The organism is Lutimaribacter pacificus (genome assembly GCF_900142185.1).
GTDB classification, from domain to species: domain Bacteria; phylum Pseudomonadota; class Alphaproteobacteria; order Rhodobacterales; family Rhodobacteraceae; genus Lutimaribacter; species Lutimaribacter pacificus.
The window spans coordinates 477,630-496,931 of sequence record NZ_FQZZ01000003.1 but is presented as its reverse complement, the minus strand read 5'-3'; the positions used below and the strand labels follow the sequence as shown (position 1 = coordinate 496,931).

Genomic DNA, 19,302 nt, shown 5'->3' with positions numbered 1-19,302 from the left:
GCTTGCCCCGCACCGCCCGGCTGTCTAGGCTTTTTCCCATGTCGGTCGGCGGGATGAAACGGATATGACGGGCGAAAGCGGCAGATGGCTTGGCGTGCTGGCGCTGGGTCTGGCCCTTGCGATGCCGGGGGCGGCACTGGCCGAGGGCGGAACCGTGGCCGCGCGCCGCGCCGCCGCCGAGGCGCAAAGCGCCGAGGGTGCCCGGACGGGGGATGCGGCGCTGCTGATCGCGGGGCTGCGCGGGCTTCTGGCCAGCGGCGCGACCCTTGCCCCCGACGATCCGTGGAACGCATCCGCCTATATGGCGCGGCTTAGGGAACTGAGCGCCGAAAGCGGCGATGCCCATGCCCGCGACATCGCCATCCTGACTGCCCGCGCGCGCGGGTCGAGCGGCGGTTTCAGCCGCTTCGATCTTGAACTCGCGCCCGGCGCGGACGAGGCGTTTACCCTGCGGGTGGTCGGGGCCGAGGCGGCGATTGTCGAGGCGCGGCTGAAGCGCGGCAGCGGCGCCGCCGATGTGGACCTGATCGTGACGGGCCCGGATGGCGCCGTGCGCGGCTCGGACATAGGCCCGTCCAGCGGCATCGTCGGGATCGCCGCCTATGTCGAATTCGTGCCGGAAACCTGTCTGGACATCACCGCGACGCTGGTCAATGCCGGGACGGAAACGGCGCGGATCGCCGTGATCTCGCCCCCCGCACTGGAGCCGCGCTGTGACCCCTGAAGGGCTGCGGCGGGGGCTGGCGGGGCTGGCGGGGCTGGCGCTTGGCCTGATGACGCTGGCCCGGCCGCTTTCGGCCGAGATAGTGCCGATGACCCCGGACCGGATCGGGCAACTGGAAACCGCGCTGACGCGGGGCGGGGTGACGGACGACCAGGCGATTACCGCCGTCGTGCAGATCGCCCGGGGGTTGCGCGGCGAGGGGCGCGGCGCCGAGGCGCTGGCGCTGCTGGGCCATTTCGGCACGGTCTTTGCGCAGCGGCGCGGACCGGAGGACCGGCTGGTTCTGTGGCTGGAGGCCACGCGCGCCGCGGTGCTGCACGAAACCGGCGCGCGGGCCGAGGGTATCGCGCTTTATACGCGCGTGCTGGCGGCGTTCCGGCAGACGCTGGCGCCCGGCGATCCGCTGATGGCGCTGGGCCTGATCGAACTGGCGCAGATGCAGGAGGAGGCGGGGGCGCTGGAGGCGGCGATCGCGCTGTATCGTGAGCTGCGCGCCGCGCTTGCGCAGGGACAGCCGGACGATCACGCCTTTGCATTGGAGGTGACCGCGCGGTTGCAGCGGGTGTTGCTGCGCGCCGGGCACCGGGCCGAGGCCGCCAGCCTGCGCGCGGCGATGGACGCGCATGTTGCGGCGCTGACGCGGGCCGGGGCAGGGGTGCCGGCGGGGCGGCTGGTGTCGCTGGCCACCGGGTTGCGCAGCACTGGCGATGCGACGAACGCGGCGCGCGCGGCGGCGCTGCTGGAAACCGCCGGGGCGCGGCTGGACCCGGCGGATGCCACGCTGCGGCTGGTGTGGCGGCGCGATCTGGCGGCGGTCTATCTCGATCTCGGGCGGCCGCGCGAGGCGCTGTCGCTGCTGGCCGCGAACCTGGCCGATGTGCGGCGCGATCCGGGGCCGCAAACGCCCGAGATGTTCGAGGCGCTGGGCGGGTACGCCGCTGCCCTGACGCGCGCCGGGCGGTATGACGCGCTGGGCCCGATCCTGGACGAGCGGCTGGCGCTGGGCGAACGGCTGTTCGGGCCGGACGATCCCAATACGCTGGCCGTGCAGATCGAGCGGATGCCGCTGATGATGCGCGACGGGCGTGAGGACGAGGCACGCCGCATCGCGCGGCAGGTGGCCGAGGTGTTTGCCCGCGAACTCGGAGAGGATTCGCCCGATACGCTGGCGGCGCGGCTGACGCTGGCGACGACCCTGGCGGATCTGGGCGATATGGCCGCCGCGCGGGCCGGGTTCGAACGCCTGCTGCCCGATCTCGATGCGCGGCTGGGGCCGAACCACCCCTATGCGCGCGCCGCGCGCTCGGCCTATGCGATGGTGCTGAGTCAGGGCGGCGAAACCGCGGGCACCGCGCAGGATCTGCAGGAGGCGCTGTTGCAGGGCGCCCCCGACGATGCGGCGGCGGCGGGCCTGCTGGATCAGATGGCGCTTGGCGCGCTGAGCGGCGGGCGCGTGGCCGAGGCGCTGGAGGCGGCCCGCCGCGCGCGCGGGATTAAGCAGAGCATCCTTGCCGCGCGCAGCGACGAGGACGGCGCGGACCTGCGCCGCGAGCTTGCCCTGCCGCTGACCCTGGGGTTGCACCTGACGGCGCTGCGGGCCGCGCTGCGCGAGGGCGTGGCCGATGGTGCGGACCGGGCGCGGCTGGCGGCCGAGGGGTTCCTGAGCGCACAGCTTCTGGGGTTCGACCGCACCGACGAGGCGGTGCGCAAGGCCGCCCTGCGTGCGGCGGCGGGGCCGCTGGGCGCGGCGTTGCGGCAACGCGACGACCTGCTGGGCGCGTTCCGGCAGGAAGAGGCGGCGCTGGCCCGCGCGCTGGGGCAGGGCCACGACGATGCGGCCGATGCGGCCTCGGCCCGACTTGCGGCGCTGAACGACCGGATTGCGGCGCTTGCGACGCGGATCGCCGCGCAGGATGACAGCGACGCGCGGGCGGCCTTGTTGTCCGGGCCGGTCGCGGCGCGCGAGGTGCAGGGGCTGCTGGGGGCAGAGGACGCGCTGATCCTGCTGTCGCCGGGGCCGGGCGGGATCGGTGGCGACGGGGCAGATACCTTGCCGGGGCTGGCGCTGGTCTGGGTGATCACGCGCGAGGCGGTGGTGCTGCATGCCCCGCCGGTGACGGCCGGGTTCGGGGACAGGATCGCCCGGCTGCGCGCGCAGCTCGACCGTCCGGCGGGGCTGACCCTGGCGGCGCGCGCGCCGGTGCAGCCGGGCCGGGCCGACAGGGCGGGGGGCATGGCGCCGGTGGAATTGTCGCTGGCCCACGGGATTTACGAGGCGCTGTTCGGCGCGCCCGCGGTGGCCGGGGCGCTGGCGGGAAAGTCGCGCTGGATCGTCGTGCCGCGCGGGCCCTTCCTGTCGCTGCCCTTTGCCGCGCTGGTCGAGGCGCCGCCGCCGGTGGCGGTTGCGACGCGGCCGGACGAGCTGCGCGCGGCGCATTGGCTGGGGCTGCGGCGCGACCTGACGGTGCTGCCCTCCGTCGCGGCGCTGCGGCTGCTGGAGCGGCGGCCCGACGCCGGGACGCCGGGCGGGCGGCTGGCCTATCTCGGGCTGGGCGACCCGGATTTCGCGGGTACTGCCGCGCCGCTCAGGGCCGAGGGGCAATCGCGGGCGCTGGCCGCGCCGGACCGGATCGCGGCGGTCAGGGGGCTGCCCCGGCTTGCCGGAACGGGCGAGGAATTGCGCAAGGTCGCGCGCGCCTTCGGCCCCGATGCAAGCCGCATCCTGACCGGGGCCGAGGCGAGCGAGGCGCAGCTTGACGCGCTGGCGCGGTCGGGGGTGCTGGGGCGGGCGCGGATCGTCCATTTCGCAACCCACGGGCTGCTTGCCGGCGGTATCGACGGGCTGGACGAGCCCGCGCTGGCGCTGAGCCCGCCCGCGGTTTCGCGGCCGCTGCCGGATGGCGGCACCGAGGACGGGTTGCTGACCGGGGCCGAGATCGCGCGGCTGTCGCTGTCGGCCGACTGGGTGGTGCTGTCGGCCTGCAACACCGCCGGAAGCGGGCAGATCACCGCGGACGGGCTAAGCGGGCTGGCCCGCGCCTTTTTCCATGCCGGGGCGCGGTCGCTGCTGGTCACGCATTGGGCGGTTCGTGACGATGTGGCCGCGCGGCTGATCGCGGACACGGTGACGGACGGGGCGCAAAGCGGCGACCGCGCGGCGGCGCTGCGGGGCGCGCTGGCGCGGCTGGTGGCCGACCGCTCGGCCGACGACACGGCCTATCCCTATGCCCATCCGGCGCTTTGGGCGCCGTTCCACATCATCGGATCGCCGCGTTAGGACAATGCGAAACGGCCCCCGAAGGGGCCGTTTGCGTCGGGTCTCGGATGGGGGCCGTGGCCTCAGTTCTTGTTGAGATTGAAGGCCGGCAGGGAGGGTGCCGCACCGGCGTCGGCGGTCGACGCGGCCGCGCCCGAGCCCAAGGCCGCGCGCATGATCGTCACGCGCTGCGCGCTCTGGGCCGGCAGGAAGGCCGGGGTCGCCCCCTGTTCGAGCGCGGCGAAGGTGTTGCCGTACCAGGCATTCGCGCGGTCGAGATCGCTGGAGGTGCCGAAGCCGAGGCGCTTGTGGTGGCCGAACACCTCGGAATAGGGGGTGCTGCCGGCGCCGACCAGCAGCATCGACGAGGCCAGCACCATATGCGCGTCATCGGTGCGGTAGCCGTAGCCAAGGCAGATTTCGCCGGTTTGCAGCATGACGTCCTTCTGCCAGCCCGCCGACTGGGCAAGCTGCCCGGCCGAGATGGTGACATCGTCCGGCGATTGCGTGTCGAGCGCGCCGATCTGCTGTTCCATCAGCGCGACGACCTGGCCGCAGGCCTCGTCAAGCTGGGCGTCGCTGATCCCCGCGGACGAGACCTTTTGCTCGGTCGCCGCGATGGCATAGTCGCGGGCACCGCAGAACTGCTCGTCAAGCGCATGGGACGGGTCCGAGATTGCCCCGGGATCGGAGATACGGCCGCCATTCGCCGAGGTCAGGAAGCCGACATTCTGGCAGAACCCGGCCATGGATTTGGAGGCGCCCGCATCCTCCACCGCCCCGAACGAGGGCAGGTTGGGCGCCTGGGTGGTGGGCGCGGAAACCGGCGTCACGACCCTGTTGGTGGGCGGCACCGCGTTGGGCGTGTTGGCGTCGTAGATATTGGGCATGTTGCCGTTGCCATACGTCCCCTGGTTGTTGGCGTAATTGTTGCCGTGGTTGTTGCCGTAATACTGGCAGCGGCCGGTTTCCTGGCAATAATTGCCGCCGCGCGCTTCGGACCCGTAGGCGCGCAGCAGTTCGGGGCCGTTGATGCCGGCATAGGCCGCGCCGCGCCCGGATTGCGCCCAGGCATAGGCGTTGTGCAGGTTGGCGCGCTGCGCATCGTCAAGTCGCCCGGTCACCGGGTAGCCCATGTAGGACTGGTACTGGCTGATGCCGTTGCGCGTCTTCTGGCCGCTCACGCCATCGGCGGTGCCGACGTTGTAGCCAAAGTAATTCAGCGCCTGCTGGTCGGTGCGCACCGTTTCGTTGACCCGGGGGGCCGGGCGGCTGCCGCCGCCGCCGCTGCTCCGGCGGGTTTTGTTCTGGTTCGCGCAATTGGTCATGCCGCACAGGATGATGCCGCCGATCAGGGCCTTGCCCAGGTCGCTTGCCACGGCCGGTGCCGGTGTCGCCAGCGCAAGACCGGTGGCGATCGCCGCGCCGATGGTCGAATTCAAAACTTTCTTGGACATAATGACGTCCCCCATCTATCAAGTGAAATTCCTAACACTGACCCGACTATAGCGGATCATGTGCGGAAAATCCCGTTACAAAGTTTGTGATCGGCGGGGGAATCCGGGGAAAATCCCTTGCGATCAGGCATGTTCGGCAGCGAATGCGGCATTCCCGGGCACAATCCGCACGGGTTCGGAATGGCGATTCGCTGCCGGTTCCGGCGCGGGTGCCGATAGTCGGCGGCATTGCCTTTCCGGGTGCCGCTGCGCCCCATCGCCTGCGCCGCTTCGTGAAAACCAAAAGGTCTGCCTGGAGGCTTGGGCCGATATTTCAGGTCGAGTGCAACAGAGGGCATCGCAGGGCCGCGGTCGGGCGATCCGACATTTGTGACTGGCATTTTATCGTGCCGTCACTTCCTTCCTTAAAGCGGAGTGCCTGCGGCAGCCAATCGCCCGGCCGGGGGCGGCCGTGCGATGCCCGGGCCGCTTCGCGGCTGTTCCGGGCTGGGGGACGTTAGACCGGCGGCTTCCTCCGCATATCCGCCCCCGGGTTATGCCCGCCCGGACAAAACCCGTGACCGCCGACAGCGGCGGCGCCTGCCGGCCTGCGCGGCCTTATCCGCGCAGGCGTGCCTGGTAGTCATGGGCCTGCCACGCCGCGCGGAAGCGCCAGCTTGCCTCGCCCTGGCGTTCGGCATGCGCGTCGCTTACCTCGACCTCGTCGAAGCCGACGCGCCGCGCCATGGCGTACTGGTCGGCCAGAAGCGGCCCGGCCAGCCGCAGGCGACCGGCATAGCCCATCAGCCGCAATTGCCGCGCGACGGTGAACACCCGCCCATCCGAGAAACCGTCGAACACGACGCGGATCATGCGCAGCCGCGGCAGAAGGGCCTGCAAATCGGACATCTCGGCATCGCTGGCCAGGTCGAGCCCCGGCCCGGTTTCGCCGCCGGCCGCATCGCGGTCGTCGGTGAACCCGTATGCCCAGTCCTCGGCGACAAAGCCGCCGTCACGAATAAGAACGCTCATGCGATTGCCCCTGTTTTCACCATCCGGCCGTTTTCGAAGTGAATGCCGCATTCGGTTTTCTCACGCCCCTTCCAGCGCCCCTCGCGGCCCTCGGCGGGCACGGTGCAGGGGGCGCAACCGACCGATCCATAGCCGCGCGCCACCAGCGGGTGCCGGGGCAGGTCGTGCAGGTTCATGTAGGCCTGCATGTCGCCGCCGGTCCAGTTGGCCAGCGGATTGAGCTTGACGCGCCCGGTTCCGGTTTCGGCCTCGAAAAGCTGCAATGCCTCGCGCTTGCCGCCCTGATAGCGTTTGCGCCCGCTGATCCAGGCGTCGAACCCTTTGAGGGCGTTTTGCAAGGGCACGGTCTTGCGCAGGGCGCAGCAGGTGTCGGGATCGCTCTGGTGCAGAAGGCCGCGCGGATCGGCTGTCGCCACGTCCGAGGGATCGGCGCGCAGGACGCGCACGTCGGAAAGCCCCAGCCGGGCGCTGAGGTCGCGCTGGTAGGTCAGGGTTTCTTCGAACAGCATCTCGGTGTCGATGAACAGGACCGGCGTGCGCGGGTCGATATCCGCCACCATGTGCAGCAGAACCGCGGCCTCGACGCCGAAGCTCGATACCAGCGCCACCCTGCCGAACTGCCTGTCCAGCAGCGCCGCCTCGAGCAGGCTGTGCGCCTGCGCGCTGGCAAAGCGCGTGTTCAGCAGCATGGTGCGTTCGGCCAGATCACTCTGCAGCATATGCCTGTGCCTCCTCGTAAAGCGCCGCCTTGAACGGCCCGAGGCCGACGCGGCGATAGGTTTCGGCGAATGGCTCGTCATCGGTCAGCCGCAGCCCCAGATAGGCCAGCATCAGCCGTTCGATGGCGGGCACGATCTCGTCATAGGAAAATCCCGGCCCGGTCCGCGTGCCGAGCGCGGCGGTTTCGGTATGGTCGCCGCCAAGGGTGATCTGGTAGTTTTCCACCCCCGCCCGGTCGAGCCCGAGAATGCCGATATGCCCGACATGGTGATGCCCGCAGGCGTTGATGCAGCCCGAGATCTTGATCTTCAGCGCGCCGAGGTCATGCTCGATCTTCAGCGCGTCGACCCGTTGGGCGATCTGCTGTGCGATCGGGATCGACCGTGCCGTGGCAAGCGCGCAGTAATCCATGCCGGGGCAGGCGATGATATCCGAGGCCAACCCGATATTGGCGGTCGCCAGGTCCGCCTCGCGCAGCGCGGCAAAAAGCGCCGGCAGGTCTGATTTATGCACATGCGGCAGGATCACGTTCTGTTCGTGGCTGATACGCAGCTCGTCATGGCCGTAACGCTCGGCCAGGTCGGCCAGAACGCGCATCTGCGCGGCCGAGGCGTCGCCCGGCGTCGCGCCGTGTTTCTTCAGCGACACGCTGACGATCGCGTAGCCCTCGGCGCGGTGCGGGGTCAGGTTCGTATCGCTCCAGGACCGGAACAGCGGATCGGCCTTGCGCGCGGCTTCGTAGCCGTCCGTACCGGCCTGCCGGAACGCGGGCGGAGCGAACTGCGCCTCGATCTCCGCCAAGAGCTGCTGGTCGATGCCGCTGAACTCGCCGCGCAGCGCGGCGAAGCGCGCACGCACGAGGCGGCGGATCTCGTCGATCCCGTGTTCGTGCACGGTGATCTTGATGCGCGCCTTGTACTTGTTGTCGCGGCGCCCGATCTGGTTCCAGACCGATACGATCGCCTCGAGATAGGGCAGGAGGTCGGCCCTGGGCAGGAACTCCTCGATCACCTTGCCGATCATCGGCGTGCGCCCCAGCCCGCCGCCGACCAGCACCTCGAACCCGGTTTCGCCATCGCGCTCCACCATGCGCAGGCCGATATCGTGCGCGCGCGTGACGGCGCGGTCGTTCGGGCTGCCGGTGATCGCGATCTTGAACTTGCGCGGCATGAACTGGAATTCGGGGTGGTCGGTGCTCCATTGCCGGATCAGTTCGGCCACGGGGCGGGGGTCGGCCAGCTCGTCCGCGGCGGCACCGGCGAAATGGTCGGCGGTGACGTTGCGGATGGTGTTGCCCGAGGTCTGGATCGCGTGCAGTCCGACCTCGCCCAGCGAGTCGAGCATGTCGGGGATGTCGCTGAGTTTCGGCCAGTTATACTGGATGTTCTGGCGCGTGGTGAAATGGCCATAGCCCTTGTCCCAGCGGGTTGCCAGCTCGGCCAGCTTGCGCATCTGGGCGCTGTTCAGCGTGCCGTAGGGGATGGCCACCCGCAACATGTAGGCGTGCAGCTGCAGGTAGACGCCGTTCATCAGCCGCAGCGGCTTGAACTCGTCCTCGGTCAGCTCGCCCGAGATGCGGCGCGCGACCTGCGCGCGGAACTGGCTGTTGCGCTCTTTCAGGAAGGCGCGGTCGAATGCGTTGTAGTCATACATCGTTCAGATCCACATGTTCGGCCTGCTTGCCGTGAAACCGGTTGGACGGGCCGCGCAGGCGAAACGCCTCGCGGAAATGCGTCGGGCCGGGGATGCCGTCCTGCAGCGTGACGGTGATGAGGTAGGCGCCGACCGCCTCGTTACTGCGCGCGGCGGCCACGTGCAGGGCTGCGTCCGCCTCCGCGTCGTCGGTAAAGACCTGCGCGTCCGACAGGTGGCGCACCCACTGGCCCGAGGGGGCGAGATAGACGACATCGCCCTCGATCAGGGCGTTTGCGGTGATGACCTGGTTTTTCATTGAACCGCCTCCTTGCGAAGTTCTGCCTGTGCCGCGCGCGGCGCGAGGCCCAGGAATGTCAGTGCCGGCCCGTCCAGCCCGGCCGCCGCCACGTCCGCCGCCAGTCGCGCCAGCGTGGTCGACAGGATGCGCTGATCGGGGAGCGAGGCATTCTCGACAATGGTCACGGGGGTTGCCGGGCTGGCGCCGTGCATCAGCATCCGGCCCTGGATGAACCGGGCCGCGCGCTTGCCCATGTAGACCGCCGTCACCTCGCCCGGGCGTGCGACCATGGCCCAGTCATGTTCGGCAAAGCCCTTCATGTCGTGGCCGGTCATGAAGCGGATGTCGCGGTTGCGCTGCCTCTGGGTCAGGCTCTGGCCGATGGCGGCGGCGCTGGCCGAGGCCGCGGTGATGCCCGGAACGATGTGCCAGTCGATGCCGGCGGGTTCCAGCGCGGCGATTTCCTCGTCAAGACGCCCGAACACCGTTGGATCGCCGCCTTTCAGCCGCACGACCCGCGCGCCGCCCTGCGCGTGCCCGAGGATCAGCGCGTTGATCTCGTCCTGCGGCACCGAGGGGCCGAAACCCTGCTTGCCCACGGGGATCATCGCCGCCCCCGGATGGCACAGCGCAAGCACCCCGTTTGATACCAGCCGGTCATGGATCACGACATCGGCCTCCTGCAATTCCCTGTGCGCCCTGAGCGTCAGAAGCTCGGGGTCGCCCGGACCTGCGCCGACGAAGGCGACCTGCCCCCGGCGCGGTGCGCGGGTTGAGAGACCCGGCACGGTCTGGGCCTGCGGGCGGAACAGGGCGGCGATCCGTGCCAGCATCCCGCGGGCCGGTGCATGATGCGCCGCCCGCCCGGCATTGGCCGTGCGGGTGATCGTACCCGGAACGACGCCCCGACGCCGGTCGCGTTGGACAAGGGGTGGGAGGTGGATCATTGCTGCGCTCTCGTTTCGATTGCCGTACCGAATTATGAAGTGCTGGACGGGCGTTACGCCATGGGGTCAGGAAAATAAGGAGGTTGGTGCCGCATCGCGCGCATTGCCGGAACGCTATCGTCCCGGGGTGGCGATGATCGAAAAGATCGGCCCCGGCCCACGGCCATGCCGAAACGCGGGTTTCGGAATCGCGGCCGGAAAAACGCGCCCGGACCGCCCGGTGCGCGTTCAGGACTGGCTGCGCAGCCGGTATCCCGGGGCCGTGCTGGCCTTGACCGTGGTGATCGGCGCATCGCCGATCCAGGTGGTGCGTTCGATCACCAGCAGCGCCTCGCCCGGCGCGGTGCCCAGCAGCCCGGCGCGCGCGGGATCGGCGTTTTCGGCGTAGAACCGCATGTCGAGCCGGTCATAGGGCTTGTTCAGGACCAGCCATTCATTCGCGCTGATCCCCGTCAGGTCCAGCGACAGGATCTCGGGCGAGGTTTGCAGGCAGATCCAGCGATCCTCGAGGATATAGGGCCGGGCGTCGGCCAGGTGCAGCGCCTGAACCCGCAGCATGGGCTGCGCGATCTTCTGGCCGAACACCGCCTGCACGCCGCGCGGCGGCACCTCCTGCGTGGCGCCGATCAGCTGATAGCCATAGGCGGCGCCGGTCTGTTCGACCTCGTGGCGGGTGATCGAGATGTCGAACGTCGCCCGCGTCACCGGGTCGGGCCGGACGCGGGTGCCGCCCTTGCGGCGGCGCTCGACCAGGCCGCTGTCGGACAGGTCCTGCATCGCGCGCTGCACGGTCGAGCGGGCGCAGTTCAGTTCCTCGGCGATATCGGCGTCGCGCGGCAGCTTGTCGCCGGGGCCGTAGCGGCCGGTCAGGATCATCCGGTGAATCCTGTCCCGCACATCCTTCCAGCCAAGCCGCGTGTCCGACATCAGATATCCTGCCCGAGTTCCCGAATGACAGCCATGAAATCGCGGGTTATCGCATCGCGGGCGAAATGGCGACCGTCGCGCACGACATGGCGGCCCGCGCTCCAGACATCGGTGATGCACTCCTGCCCGCGCCCGGTGAAGACCAGGCTGTCGAGAACCGTGTCGCCCTGCCGGTTGCACAGCCAGGGATTGTCGGTTGCGATGCCGATCAGGTCGGCCCATTGCCCCACCGCGATCCGCCCCGACGCCCGGCCGCCTGCGGCCGCCCCGGCGTGGGCGGCGTTGTCGAACAGCACGCGCCCGGTCGATTGCGCCGGGTTCGCCAGCGCCGCGCGGCTGCGATCGCGCAGCCGTTGCGAATATTCGAGCGTCGCAAGCTCGTGGAACAGCGAGATATGGATATTGCTGTCGGACCCGATGCCGAACCGACCGCCCGCCGCGACAAAGCCGGTGGCGTCGAAGATACCGTCGCCAAGGCTCGATTCCGTGATCGGGCACAGCCCTGCCACCGCGCCGGTCGCGGCAAGGGCGCGTGTCTCGGGCGCGGTCATCTGCGTGCAGTGGATCAGGCACCAGTGGTCATCCACCGGCTGGTTGGCCAAAAGCCACTCGGCAGGCCGCGCGCCCAGGTGGGCCTGCACCTCTTCGACCTCGGCGACCTGTTCGGCAAGGTGCATGTGCACCGGGCCGCCTTGCGCAAGGCCGACGGCCGCGGTCAGCCCCTCGGGCGTCACCGCGCGCAGCGAATGCGGCGCGACGCCCAGGGCGTAATCGGCCCCGGCCGCCGCGATCAGCCGGGCCGCGGCCTCGTGCAGCCGCGCGAACGCTGCCGGGTCGGTTCCGAACCGTCGCTGCCCGCCGGCCAGCGGCCGCCCGTCGCAACCGCCGTGGGTATAAAGCACCGGCAGCAGCGTGAGGCCGATCCCGGCCGCGTTCGCGGCGGCGGTGATACGGTCCGCCATCTCGGCGATATTGGCGTAAGGGGTGCCGCCCATGTCGTGATGGAGATAGTGGAACTCGGCCACCGCGCCATAGCCGGCCTCGAGCATTTCCATGAACACCAGCGATGCGATGGCCTGCACATGGTCGGGCGTCAGCCGGTCGAGAAATCGGTACATGAGCCTGCGCCAGGTCCAGAAACTGTCCCTCGGATCGGCGCCGCGGGTTTCGGTCAGGCCTGCCATCGCGCGCTGAAACGCGTGCGAGTGCAGGTTCAGCGGCGCGGGCAGGATCAGGTCATGCGCAGGATGCGCGGGGGCGGGCCCCGTTCCGATTTCGGCGATTCGACCGGCATCGTCGATGCCGATGGTGACATTCGCCTGCCAGCCGTTTTCAGTAAGCGCCTGCCGGGCATGGATTTTCTTCATCGGGTGATCCGAGTTGACATATTAAGTAGCTACATATTACGAATAAGAATGTCTTAAAACAAGGGGGCGGCATGTCCGGCGGGCAACTCATCACCGATGTGACCGTGGCGACGATGGCGGACGGGGCCGATGGCTGCGGCCTGATCCGGGATGCCGGGATCGTCACCGGGGGCGGGACGATCCGCTGGGTCGGGCCGATGCGCGCGCTGCCCGACGCGTGCCGGGATATCCCGCGCACCGGCTTTGGCGGGCGGCTGGTCACGCCCGCGCTGATTGATTGCCACACCCATCTGGTTCACGGCGGCAACCGCGCCCGCGAATTCGGGATGCGGCTGGAAGGGGCCAGCTACGAAGAGATCGCCCGCGCGGGCGGTGGCATCGTTTCCACCGTCCAGGCCACGCGCGACACGCCCGAGGCCACGCTGCTGGAGCAGGCCCTGCGCCGCGCCGATGCGCTGATCGCCGAGGGTGTCGCGCTGATCGAGGTCAAGTCGGGCTACGGGCTGGATATCGAGACCGAACTCAAGATGCTGCGCGTCGCGCGTGCGATCGCCACGCGGCGGCCGGTGCGGGTCGTCACCTCGTTCCTGGGGGCGCACGCGGTGCCCGCGGGCATGGATGCCGACACCTATATCGACACCGTCTGCCTGCCCGCGCTCGACGCCGCGCACGGGCAGGGGCTGGTCGATGCGGTCGACGGGTTCTGCGAGGGGATCGCCTTTACCCCCGGCCAGATCGGCCGCGTCTTCGACAGGGCGCGGGCGCTGGGCCTGCCGGTCAGGCTGCATTCCGACCAGCTGTCCAATCTCGGCGGAACGATCCTTGCGGCACGGCACGGGGCGTTGTCGGTCGATCACGTGGAATATGCCGGCGAGGCGGATGTGCGGGCGATGGCCGGGGCGGGCAGCGTCGCGGTGCTGCTGCCGGGGGCGTTCTATACGTTGCATGAAACGCGAAAGCCGCCGGTCGATGGGTTTCGCGACCATGGCGTGCCGATGGCGGTGGCGACCGACTGGAACCCCGGGTCGTCGCCGATGGGCTCGGTCCTGCTGGCGATGAACATGGCCTGCACGCTGTTCGGCCTGACGCCGACCGAGGCGCTGGCCGGCACCACCCGCAACGCCGCCCGCGCGCTGGGGCGGGAAGATTGCGGCATGATCGCGCCGGGGCTGCGCGCCGACCTTGCGGTCTGGGATGTCGAGGACCCGGCGGAACTGTCCTATCGCATCGGGGTCAACCCGCTGCATGAACGCATTTTCGGAGGCGCGGCATGACCGTCATTCTTTCCCCCGGCTCGACGGATCTTTCCACGCTCGAAACGCTGTGGCGCGGCGGGGCGGCGGCGCGGCTGGACGATACCGCCCGCGCGCCGGTCGAGGCCGCGGCCGGGCAGGTCCGGCAGGCCGCGCTGGGCGATGTGCCGGTCTACGGGATCAACACGGGCTTCGGCAAGCTCGCCTCGGTGCGCATCCCGGCGGAAGATACCGCGACGCTGCAGCGCAACCTGATCCTCAGCCATTGCAGCGGGGTGGGCGAGGCGCTGGATGTCCCGACGACCCGGCTGATGATGGTGCTCAAGCTGCTGTCGCTGGGGCGTGGCGCGTCGGGTGTGCGCTGGGAGATCTGCGCCCGGATACAGGCGATGCTGGCGGCGGATGTCATGCCGGTGATCCCGGTGCAGGGCTCGGTCGGCGCGTCGGGCGACCTGGCGCCGCTGGCGCATATGACGGCGGTCATGATCGGCGAGGGCGAGGCGCTGCATGACGGCGTGCGGATGCCCGGCGGCGCGGCGCTGGCGCGCGCGGGGCTGTCGCCGGTGGTTCTTGGCCCCAAGGAGGGGCTGGCGCTGATCAACGGCACGCAGTTTTCCACCGCCTGCGCGCTGGCGGGGTATTTCGATGCCATGCGGATGCTGCGCAACGCGGTCGTCACCTCGGCGATGTCGACCGACGCGATCATGGGCTCGACCCAGCCGCTTGCGCCGGAAATCCACGCCCTGCGCGGCCAGCCGGGGCAGATCGACGTGGCCGCCGCCATGGCCGGCCTGATGCGGGGCAGCGCCATCCGCGAAAGCCACCGCGACGGCGACAGCCGCGTGCAGGACCCGTATTGCATCCGGTGCCAGCCGCAGGTCGCGGGCGCGGCGCTGGATATCCTGCGCTTTGCCGGCCGCACGTTGCAGATCGAGGCGAACGCCGTGACGGACAACCCGCTGATCACGCAGGCGGGCATCCTGTCGGGCGGCAATTTCCATGCCGAACCCGTCGCCTTTGCCGCCGACCAGATCGCGCTGGCCCTGTCCGAGATCGGCGCCATCGCGCAGCGCCGGGTGGCGCTGATGGTGGACCCGACGCTGAGCTTCGACCTGCCGCCCTTCCTGACGCCCGCGCCGGGGCTGAACTCGGGCTTCATGATCGCCGAGGTGACCAGCGCCGCGCTGATGAGCGAGAACAAGCACCTGGCGAATCCCTGTTCGACCGACAGCACGCCCACCTCGGCCAACCAGGAGGATCATGTCAGCATGGCCGCCCATGGCGCGCGGCGGCTGGCGCGGATGAACGCGAACCTGTCGGTGATCCTCGGGATCGAGGCGCTGTGCGCCGCGCAGGGGATCGAGGCGCGCGCGCCGCTTGCAACGTCGGACCGGCTGGCGGCTGTCATAGCCGAAATTCGCCGTATCGTTCCCGGCCTGGGCGAAGATCGCTATCTCGCCCCCGATATCGAGGCCGCCGCCGCCATGATCCGCGACGATGCGCTGCCCCGCGCCGCCGGGCTGGAGCTGGCGTCATGAGCTTTCTCGACATCACGCGCGGCGACGGCCCGCTGGTTCTGGGCCTGCCGCATACCGGCACCGATCTGCCCGACGACGTGGCCGGCGCGCTGAACGAAACCGGCGGCGCGCTGGCCGATACCGACTGGCATATTCACCGACTTTACGACGGACTGGCCGAGGATGTCACGACCGTCCGCACCACGATCCACCGCTACGCGATCGACGTGAACCGCGACCCCTCGGGGGCCAGCCTCTATCCGGGGCAGAACACGACCGGCCTGTGCCCGCTGACCGATTTCGACGGCATCCCCATTTATAAAGAGGGTTGCGAACCCGGTGCCGCCGAGGTGGAACGGCGGCGGCTGGCGTTCCATGTGCCATACCACACCGCGCTGTCCGCCGAACTGGATCGCGTGCGGGTCCGGCATGGCTTTGCCATCCTGTATGACTGCCATTCGATCCGGTCGGAAATTCCCTTTCTCTTCGACGGGCGGCTGCCCGATTTCAACATCGGCACCGATGGCGGAAAGACCTGCGCGCCCGGCATTGAAACCGCCGTCGCCGATATCTGTGCGCGGGCCGGGGGATATACCACGGTGCGCAACGGCCGTTTCAGGGGTGGCTGGACGACCCGGCAGTACGGCCGCCCCGCCGAGGGGCTGCACGCCATCCAGATGGAGCTGGCGCAGTCGACCTACATGACCGGGCACGCGCCCTGGGCATACGATCCGCGCCGCGCCGACCGGCTGCGCGGCCATCTGAAAACCATCCTCGACACCCTGATGCGCTGGAGGCCCGAATGACGACCCCCCGACACAACCTTCGTGACGTGTACCCGCCCACCGGCCCCGATATCACGGCGAAAAGCTGGCTGACCGAGGCCGCGATGCGGATGCTGATGAACAACCTGCACCCGGACGTGGCCGAGAATCCGCATGAGCTGGTGGTCTATGGCGGCATCGGCCGCGCCGCCCGCACATGGGAGGATTTCGACCGGATCGTGGCTGGGCTGAAAGACCTTGAGGCCGACGAAACGCTGGTGGTGCAATCGGGCAAGCCGGTCGCCATCGTGCGCACCCATGCCGACGCGCCGCGCGTGCTGATCGCCAATTCCAACATCGTGCCGCACTGGGCCAACTGGGACCATTTCAACGAACTCGACCGCAAGGGCCTGATGATGTACGGCCAGATGACCGCGGGATCGTGGATCTATATCGGTTCGCAGGGGATCGTGCAGGGCACCTATGAAACCTTTGCCGAGGCCGGGCGGCAGCATTACGGCGGTGACCTGAAGGGCAAGTGGATACTGACCGGGGGCCTTGGTGGCATGGGCGGCGCGCAGCCGCTGGCCGCGGTGATGGCGGGCGCCTGTTGCATGGCGGTGGAATGCAACCCCGACTCGATAGATTTCCGCCTGCGCACCCGGTACGTGGACGAAAAGACCGACAGCCTGGACGAGGCGCTTGCGCTGATCGACCGCTGGACCAGGGCGGGCGAGGCGAAATCGGTGGCGCTGCTGGGCAATGCCGCCGATATCTTCCCCGAAATCCACCGCCGTGGCGTGCGCCCCGACATCGTGACCGACCAGACCAGCGCCCATGACCCGGTGAACGGCTACCTGCCGCAGGGCTGGACCATGGCACAGTGGCGCGACAGACGCGAAAGCGATCCCAAGGCGGTGGAAAGGGCCGCCCGCGCCTCGATGAAGGTGCATGTGGCGGCGATGGTCGATTTCTGGAACGACGGCGTGCCGACGCTGGATTACGGCAACAACATCCGCCAGATGGCACTGGAGGAGGGGTTGGAAAACGCCTTTGCCTTCCCCGGCTTCGTGCCCGCTTATATCCGTCCGCTGTTCTGCCGGGGCATCGGCCCGTTCCGCTGGTGCGCGCTTTCGGGCGACCCCGAGGATATCTACAGGACCGACCGGGCGATGAAGGAACTGTTCCCGGAAAACGAGCACCTGCACACCTGGCTCGACATGGCGCGCGCGCGTATCAGCTTTCAGGGATTGCCTGCGCGCATCTGCTGGATCGGGCTGGGCGACAGGCATCGCGCCGGGCTGAAGTTCAACGAGATGGTCGCCAATGGCGAACTCAAGGCCCCGATCGTGATCGGGCGCGATCACCTGGACAGCGGATCGGTCGCCAGCCCCAACCGCGAGACCGAGGCGATGAAGGACGGCTCGGACGCGGTCAGCGACTGGCCGTTGCTGAACGCGCTGGTGAACACCGCCTCAGGCGCGACCTGGGTCAGCCTGCATCATGGCGGCGGGGTCGGCATGGGGTTCAGCCAGCACGCCGGCATGGTGATCGTCGCCGACGGCACGCCCGAGGCCGCCCGACGGCTGGAGCGCGTGCTGTGGAACGACCCGGCCTCGGGCGTCTGGCGCCATGCCGATGCCGGCTATGACGAGGCGATCCGCTGCGCCCGCGCCCACGGCCTGCGCCTGCCGGGCATCCTGGGGAACTGAGCGGCCGCCCGCGCCTACGCCTCGTAGGTGACGCGCCCGCCCGCGATGGTGAGTTGCGCGCGCGCCTTGTCCAGATCCCCGGGCGCCATCGCCTCGAGATCGTGGGACATGATGGCGATATCCGCCATCAGGCCGGGGGCCAGCCGGCCCTTGCGGGCCTCGTTGAACTCCACCCAGGCATTGTCGGCGGTATAGGATTTCAGCGTGTCGTGCAGGCTCTGGCCCTGATCGCGCCACGGGGCGGGCATCTTCACCGGCGCCACGGCGGCCTTGACGTTGGGCATCACGTCGACCGGGATCACCGGCCAGTCGGTCGAGAACACGACGGGCGTGCCGGTGTCGCGGATATCCTGCCAGGCATAGGCGGTGGGGATCTGGTGGGGGTGCAGCATCTTGCCAACGCCCTCGGGCGGGAAGATGCCGCCGAAAGGCGCGTGGCCGGGCTGGATCGAGGCGACCACCCCCAGTTCGGCAAAGCGGGGCAGGTCGTCGGGGTGCAGCACCTCGATATGTTCGATGCGGTGGCGGCTGTCGCGGCGGCCATTGGCGCGGATCGCGGCCTCGTAGGCGTCCAGCGTCCAGCGGATGCCCTTGTCGCCGATGGCGTGCACGGCGATCTGCAGCCCCATCGCATCGGCACGGATCACCGCCGCCTCGAAATGGTCGTAGTCGAACACCGCGTCACCCACGGTATCCAGCCCCGGATAGGGCTCCAGCATCAGCGCGGTCGAGCTTTCGACCACCCCGTCGATGAACATCTTGACCCGGTTGCACCACACCCAGTCGCCGCTATAACGGGCGCGCATGTCCGCGGCCTCGGAAAAACGGTCCAGCGTGTCATGGCTTTTGTAATGGAACGGCACCTCGACCCGGCACAGCAGGTCGCCATCGGCCTCAAGCTCGGACAGCAGTTCGAGGTTGTAGAAATTGCCATCCATGTTGTGCAGCCCGGTGATCCCGTGGCTGGCGCAATGTTGCAGCCCGCGCGCGATCGCCGCCTTGTCGAGCGCGCGTTCCGCCGCCGTGGCGGGGGGCACCGGGTCGGCCCCGGTGACCAGCCCCAGCATGTCGCGCCCGCCGTGGCGCGTCAGTTGCAGCACCGGGGCGTAGGCGCCCGGCTCGCGCAGTTCACCTGTGGCGGTGCCGTCGGGGGCCATCACGATCTCGGCGCCCATGTCGACCGCGCCGCCACGCAAGAGCCCGGCCAGTTCCAGCGCCCTGGTATTGGCCCAGACGGTGTGGTGATCGGGGGCGAACATGGCAAAGGGCCGATCGGGCAGGGCCTGATCCAGATCCTGCCGGGTGGTGCTTCGGCCCGGGCCGAGGATGGCGTAATCGGCCTGCACGGCGAACACCACCTTGTCATCGGGGCATTGCGCCGCCCAGTCGCGCAGCTTTGCGGTCAGCCGGTCCAGCCCCTGAACGCCGTAAAGGTCGAGATAGCCCAGCTCGACCGAGCCGCCGAACAGGTGCACATGGCTGTCGATGAAGCCCGGCAGCACCGTGGCGCCGCCCGCGTCGATCACCCGCGTTCCCGGCCCGGCAAGCCCGCGGATATCGCCCGTGTCGCCCACGGCCGCGATCGTGCCATCGGCGATGGCCAGCGCCCCGGCTTGCGGTGTCGCGTCGTCAAAGGTGATCAGGCGACCGTTCAGGATGACGATATCGGGGGACATGGGGGAACTCCGTGAAGGGAAACGGGCGGGCCCGCAGG

The 19,302-nt window shown here is 69.4% G+C and carries 15 protein-coding genes; 6 read left to right on the top strand and 9 right to left on the bottom strand.

The window, feature by feature from the left end:
- Window positions 1–64: 64 nt before the first annotated feature.
- Complete coding sequence (locus F3H87_RS11260; RefSeq protein WP_149788651.1) at window positions 65–724, top strand: hypothetical protein; 660 nt, start codon at window positions 65–67, stop codon at window positions 722–724.
- Window positions 714–4,001: a CHAT domain-containing tetratricopeptide repeat protein gene (locus F3H87_RS11255; RefSeq protein ID WP_149788652.1), complete on the top strand. Its 3,288-nt coding sequence runs from the start codon at window positions 714–716 to the stop codon at window positions 3,999–4,001. The genes F3H87_RS11260 and F3H87_RS11255 overlap by 11 nt, the downstream gene beginning before the upstream one ends.
- Window positions 4,002–4,063: 62 nt before the next feature.
- On the opposite strand, the gene F3H87_RS11250 is transcribed toward F3H87_RS11255, so the two are convergent.
- The 8 genes from F3H87_RS11250 to F3H87_RS11215 all read right to left on the bottom strand — a co-directional run bounded on the left by F3H87_RS11250 (window position 4,064) and on the right by F3H87_RS11215 (window position 12,342).
- Complete coding sequence (locus F3H87_RS11250; protein WP_188129220.1) at window positions 4,064–5,437, bottom strand: peptidoglycan-binding domain-containing protein; 1,374 nt, start codon at window positions 5,435–5,437, stop codon at window positions 4,064–4,066.
- Window positions 5,438–6,034: 597 nt separating this feature from the next.
- Window positions 6,035–6,448 carry a DUF934 domain-containing protein gene (locus F3H87_RS11245; RefSeq protein WP_149788654.1) on the bottom strand — a complete coding sequence of 138 codons (414 nt, stop codon included), beginning with the start codon at window positions 6,446–6,448 and terminating at the stop codon, window positions 6,035–6,037.
- Window positions 6,445–7,167: a phosphoadenylyl-sulfate reductase gene (locus F3H87_RS11240; RefSeq protein ID WP_149788655.1), complete on the bottom strand. Its 723-nt coding sequence runs from the start codon at window positions 7,165–7,167 to the stop codon at window positions 6,445–6,447. Before F3H87_RS11240 ends, F3H87_RS11245 begins: the two co-directional genes overlap by 4 nt.
- On the bottom strand, window positions 7,154–8,821 hold the full coding sequence (locus F3H87_RS11235; protein ID WP_149788656.1) for a nitrite/sulfite reductase: 1,668 nt from the start codon (window positions 8,819–8,821) through the stop codon (window positions 7,154–7,156). The genes F3H87_RS11240 and F3H87_RS11235 overlap by 14 nt, the downstream gene beginning before the upstream one ends.
- Window positions 8,814–9,119, bottom strand: a complete 306-nt coding sequence (locus tag F3H87_RS11230; protein ID WP_149788657.1) for a DUF2849 domain-containing protein — start codon at window positions 9,117–9,119, stop codon at window positions 8,814–8,816. The genes F3H87_RS11235 and F3H87_RS11230 overlap by 8 nt, the downstream gene beginning before the upstream one ends.
- Complete coding sequence (cobA, locus tag F3H87_RS11225; RefSeq protein WP_149788658.1) at window positions 9,116–10,048, bottom strand: uroporphyrinogen-III C-methyltransferase; 933 nt, start codon at window positions 10,046–10,048, stop codon at window positions 9,116–9,118. The genes F3H87_RS11230 and cobA overlap by 4 nt, the downstream gene beginning before the upstream one ends.
- A gap of 228 nt (window positions 10,049–10,276) precedes the next feature.
- Window positions 10,277–10,975, bottom strand: a complete 699-nt coding sequence (locus F3H87_RS11220; protein WP_188129221.1) for a GntR family transcriptional regulator — start codon at window positions 10,973–10,975, stop codon at window positions 10,277–10,279.
- On the bottom strand, window positions 10,975–12,342 hold the full coding sequence (locus tag F3H87_RS11215) for a formimidoylglutamate deiminase (RefSeq protein WP_149788659.1): 1,368 nt from the start codon (window positions 12,340–12,342) through the stop codon (window positions 10,975–10,977). Before F3H87_RS11215 ends, F3H87_RS11220 begins: the two co-directional genes overlap by 1 nt.
- 71 nt (window positions 12,343–12,413) lie before the next feature.
- On the opposite strand from F3H87_RS11215, the gene hutI reads away from it, so the two are divergent.
- Genes hutI through hutU form a run of 4 tightly spaced genes read left to right on the top strand, consistent with a single transcriptional unit; the run spans window position 12,414 to window position 17,588 of the window.
- Entirely contained in the window at window positions 12,414–13,616 is a 1,203-nt protein-coding gene (hutI, locus tag F3H87_RS11210; RefSeq protein WP_149788660.1) for an imidazolonepropionase, read from the top strand.
- On the top strand, window positions 13,613–15,133 hold the full coding sequence (gene hutH / locus F3H87_RS11205) for a histidine ammonia-lyase (protein WP_149788661.1): 1,521 nt from the start codon (window positions 13,613–13,615) through the stop codon (window positions 15,131–15,133). The genes hutI and hutH overlap by 4 nt, the downstream gene beginning before the upstream one ends.
- Window positions 15,130–15,918, top strand: a complete 789-nt coding sequence (gene hutG, locus F3H87_RS11200) for an N-formylglutamate deformylase (RefSeq protein ID WP_149788662.1) — start codon at window positions 15,130–15,132, stop codon at window positions 15,916–15,918. Before hutH ends, hutG begins: the two co-directional genes overlap by 4 nt.
- Window positions 15,915–17,588 carry a urocanate hydratase gene (gene hutU, locus F3H87_RS11195; RefSeq protein WP_149788663.1) on the top strand — a complete coding sequence of 558 codons (1,674 nt, stop codon included), beginning with the start codon at window positions 15,915–15,917 and terminating at the stop codon, window positions 17,586–17,588. Before hutG ends, hutU begins: the two co-directional genes overlap by 4 nt.
- A gap of 14 nt (window positions 17,589–17,602) precedes the next feature.
- Here hutU and F3H87_RS11190 read toward each other — a convergent pair whose 3' ends face one another.
- The gene (locus F3H87_RS11190) at window positions 17,603–19,264 is read right to left on the bottom strand and encodes an amidohydrolase (RefSeq protein WP_149788664.1); all 1,662 of its coding nucleotides are present in this window, start codon (window positions 19,262–19,264) and stop codon (window positions 17,603–17,605) included.
- Window positions 19,265–19,302 lie beyond the last annotated feature (38 nt).

Coding starts and splice junctions, on each gene's coding strand:
- cobA (WP_149788658.1), bottom strand. CDS start 10,048: ATGATCCACCTCCCACCCCTTGTCCAACGCGACCGGCGTCGGGGCGTC.
- F3H87_RS11240 (WP_149788655.1), bottom strand. CDS start 7,167: ATGCTGCAGAGTGATCTGGCCGAACGCACCATGCTGCTGAACACGCGC.
- F3H87_RS11245 (WP_149788654.1), bottom strand. CDS start 6,448: ATGAGCGTTCTTATTCGTGACGGCGGCTTTGTCGCCGAGGACTGGGCA.
- F3H87_RS11215 (WP_149788659.1), bottom strand. CDS start 12,342: ATGAAGAAAATCCATGCCCGGCAGGCGCTTACTGAAAACGGCTGGCAG.
- F3H87_RS11250 (WP_188129220.1), bottom strand. CDS start 5,437: ATGTCCAAGAAAGTTTTGAATTCGACCATCGGCGCGGCGATCGCCACC.
- F3H87_RS11235 (WP_149788656.1), bottom strand. CDS start 8,821: ATGTATGACTACAACGCATTCGACCGCGCCTTCCTGAAAGAGCGCAAC.
- F3H87_RS11260 (WP_149788651.1), top strand. CDS start 65: ATGACGGGCGAAAGCGGCAGATGGCTTGGCGTGCTGGCGCTGGGTCTG.
- F3H87_RS11220 (WP_188129221.1), bottom strand. CDS start 10,975: ATGTCGGACACGCGGCTTGGCTGGAAGGATGTGCGGGACAGGATTCAC.
- F3H87_RS11190 (WP_149788664.1), bottom strand. CDS start 19,264: ATGTCCCCCGATATCGTCATCCTGAACGGTCGCCTGATCACCTTTGAC.
- hutI (WP_149788660.1), top strand. CDS start 12,414: ATGTCCGGCGGGCAACTCATCACCGATGTGACCGTGGCGACGATGGCG.
- hutH (WP_149788661.1), top strand. CDS start 13,613: ATGACCGTCATTCTTTCCCCCGGCTCGACGGATCTTTCCACGCTCGAA.
- F3H87_RS11230 (WP_149788657.1), bottom strand. CDS start 9,119: ATGAAAAACCAGGTCATCACCGCAAACGCCCTGATCGAGGGCGATGTC.
- hutU (WP_149788663.1), top strand. CDS start 15,915: ATGACGACCCCCCGACACAACCTTCGTGACGTGTACCCGCCCACCGGC.
- hutG (WP_149788662.1), top strand. CDS start 15,130: ATGAGCTTTCTCGACATCACGCGCGGCGACGGCCCGCTGGTTCTGGGC.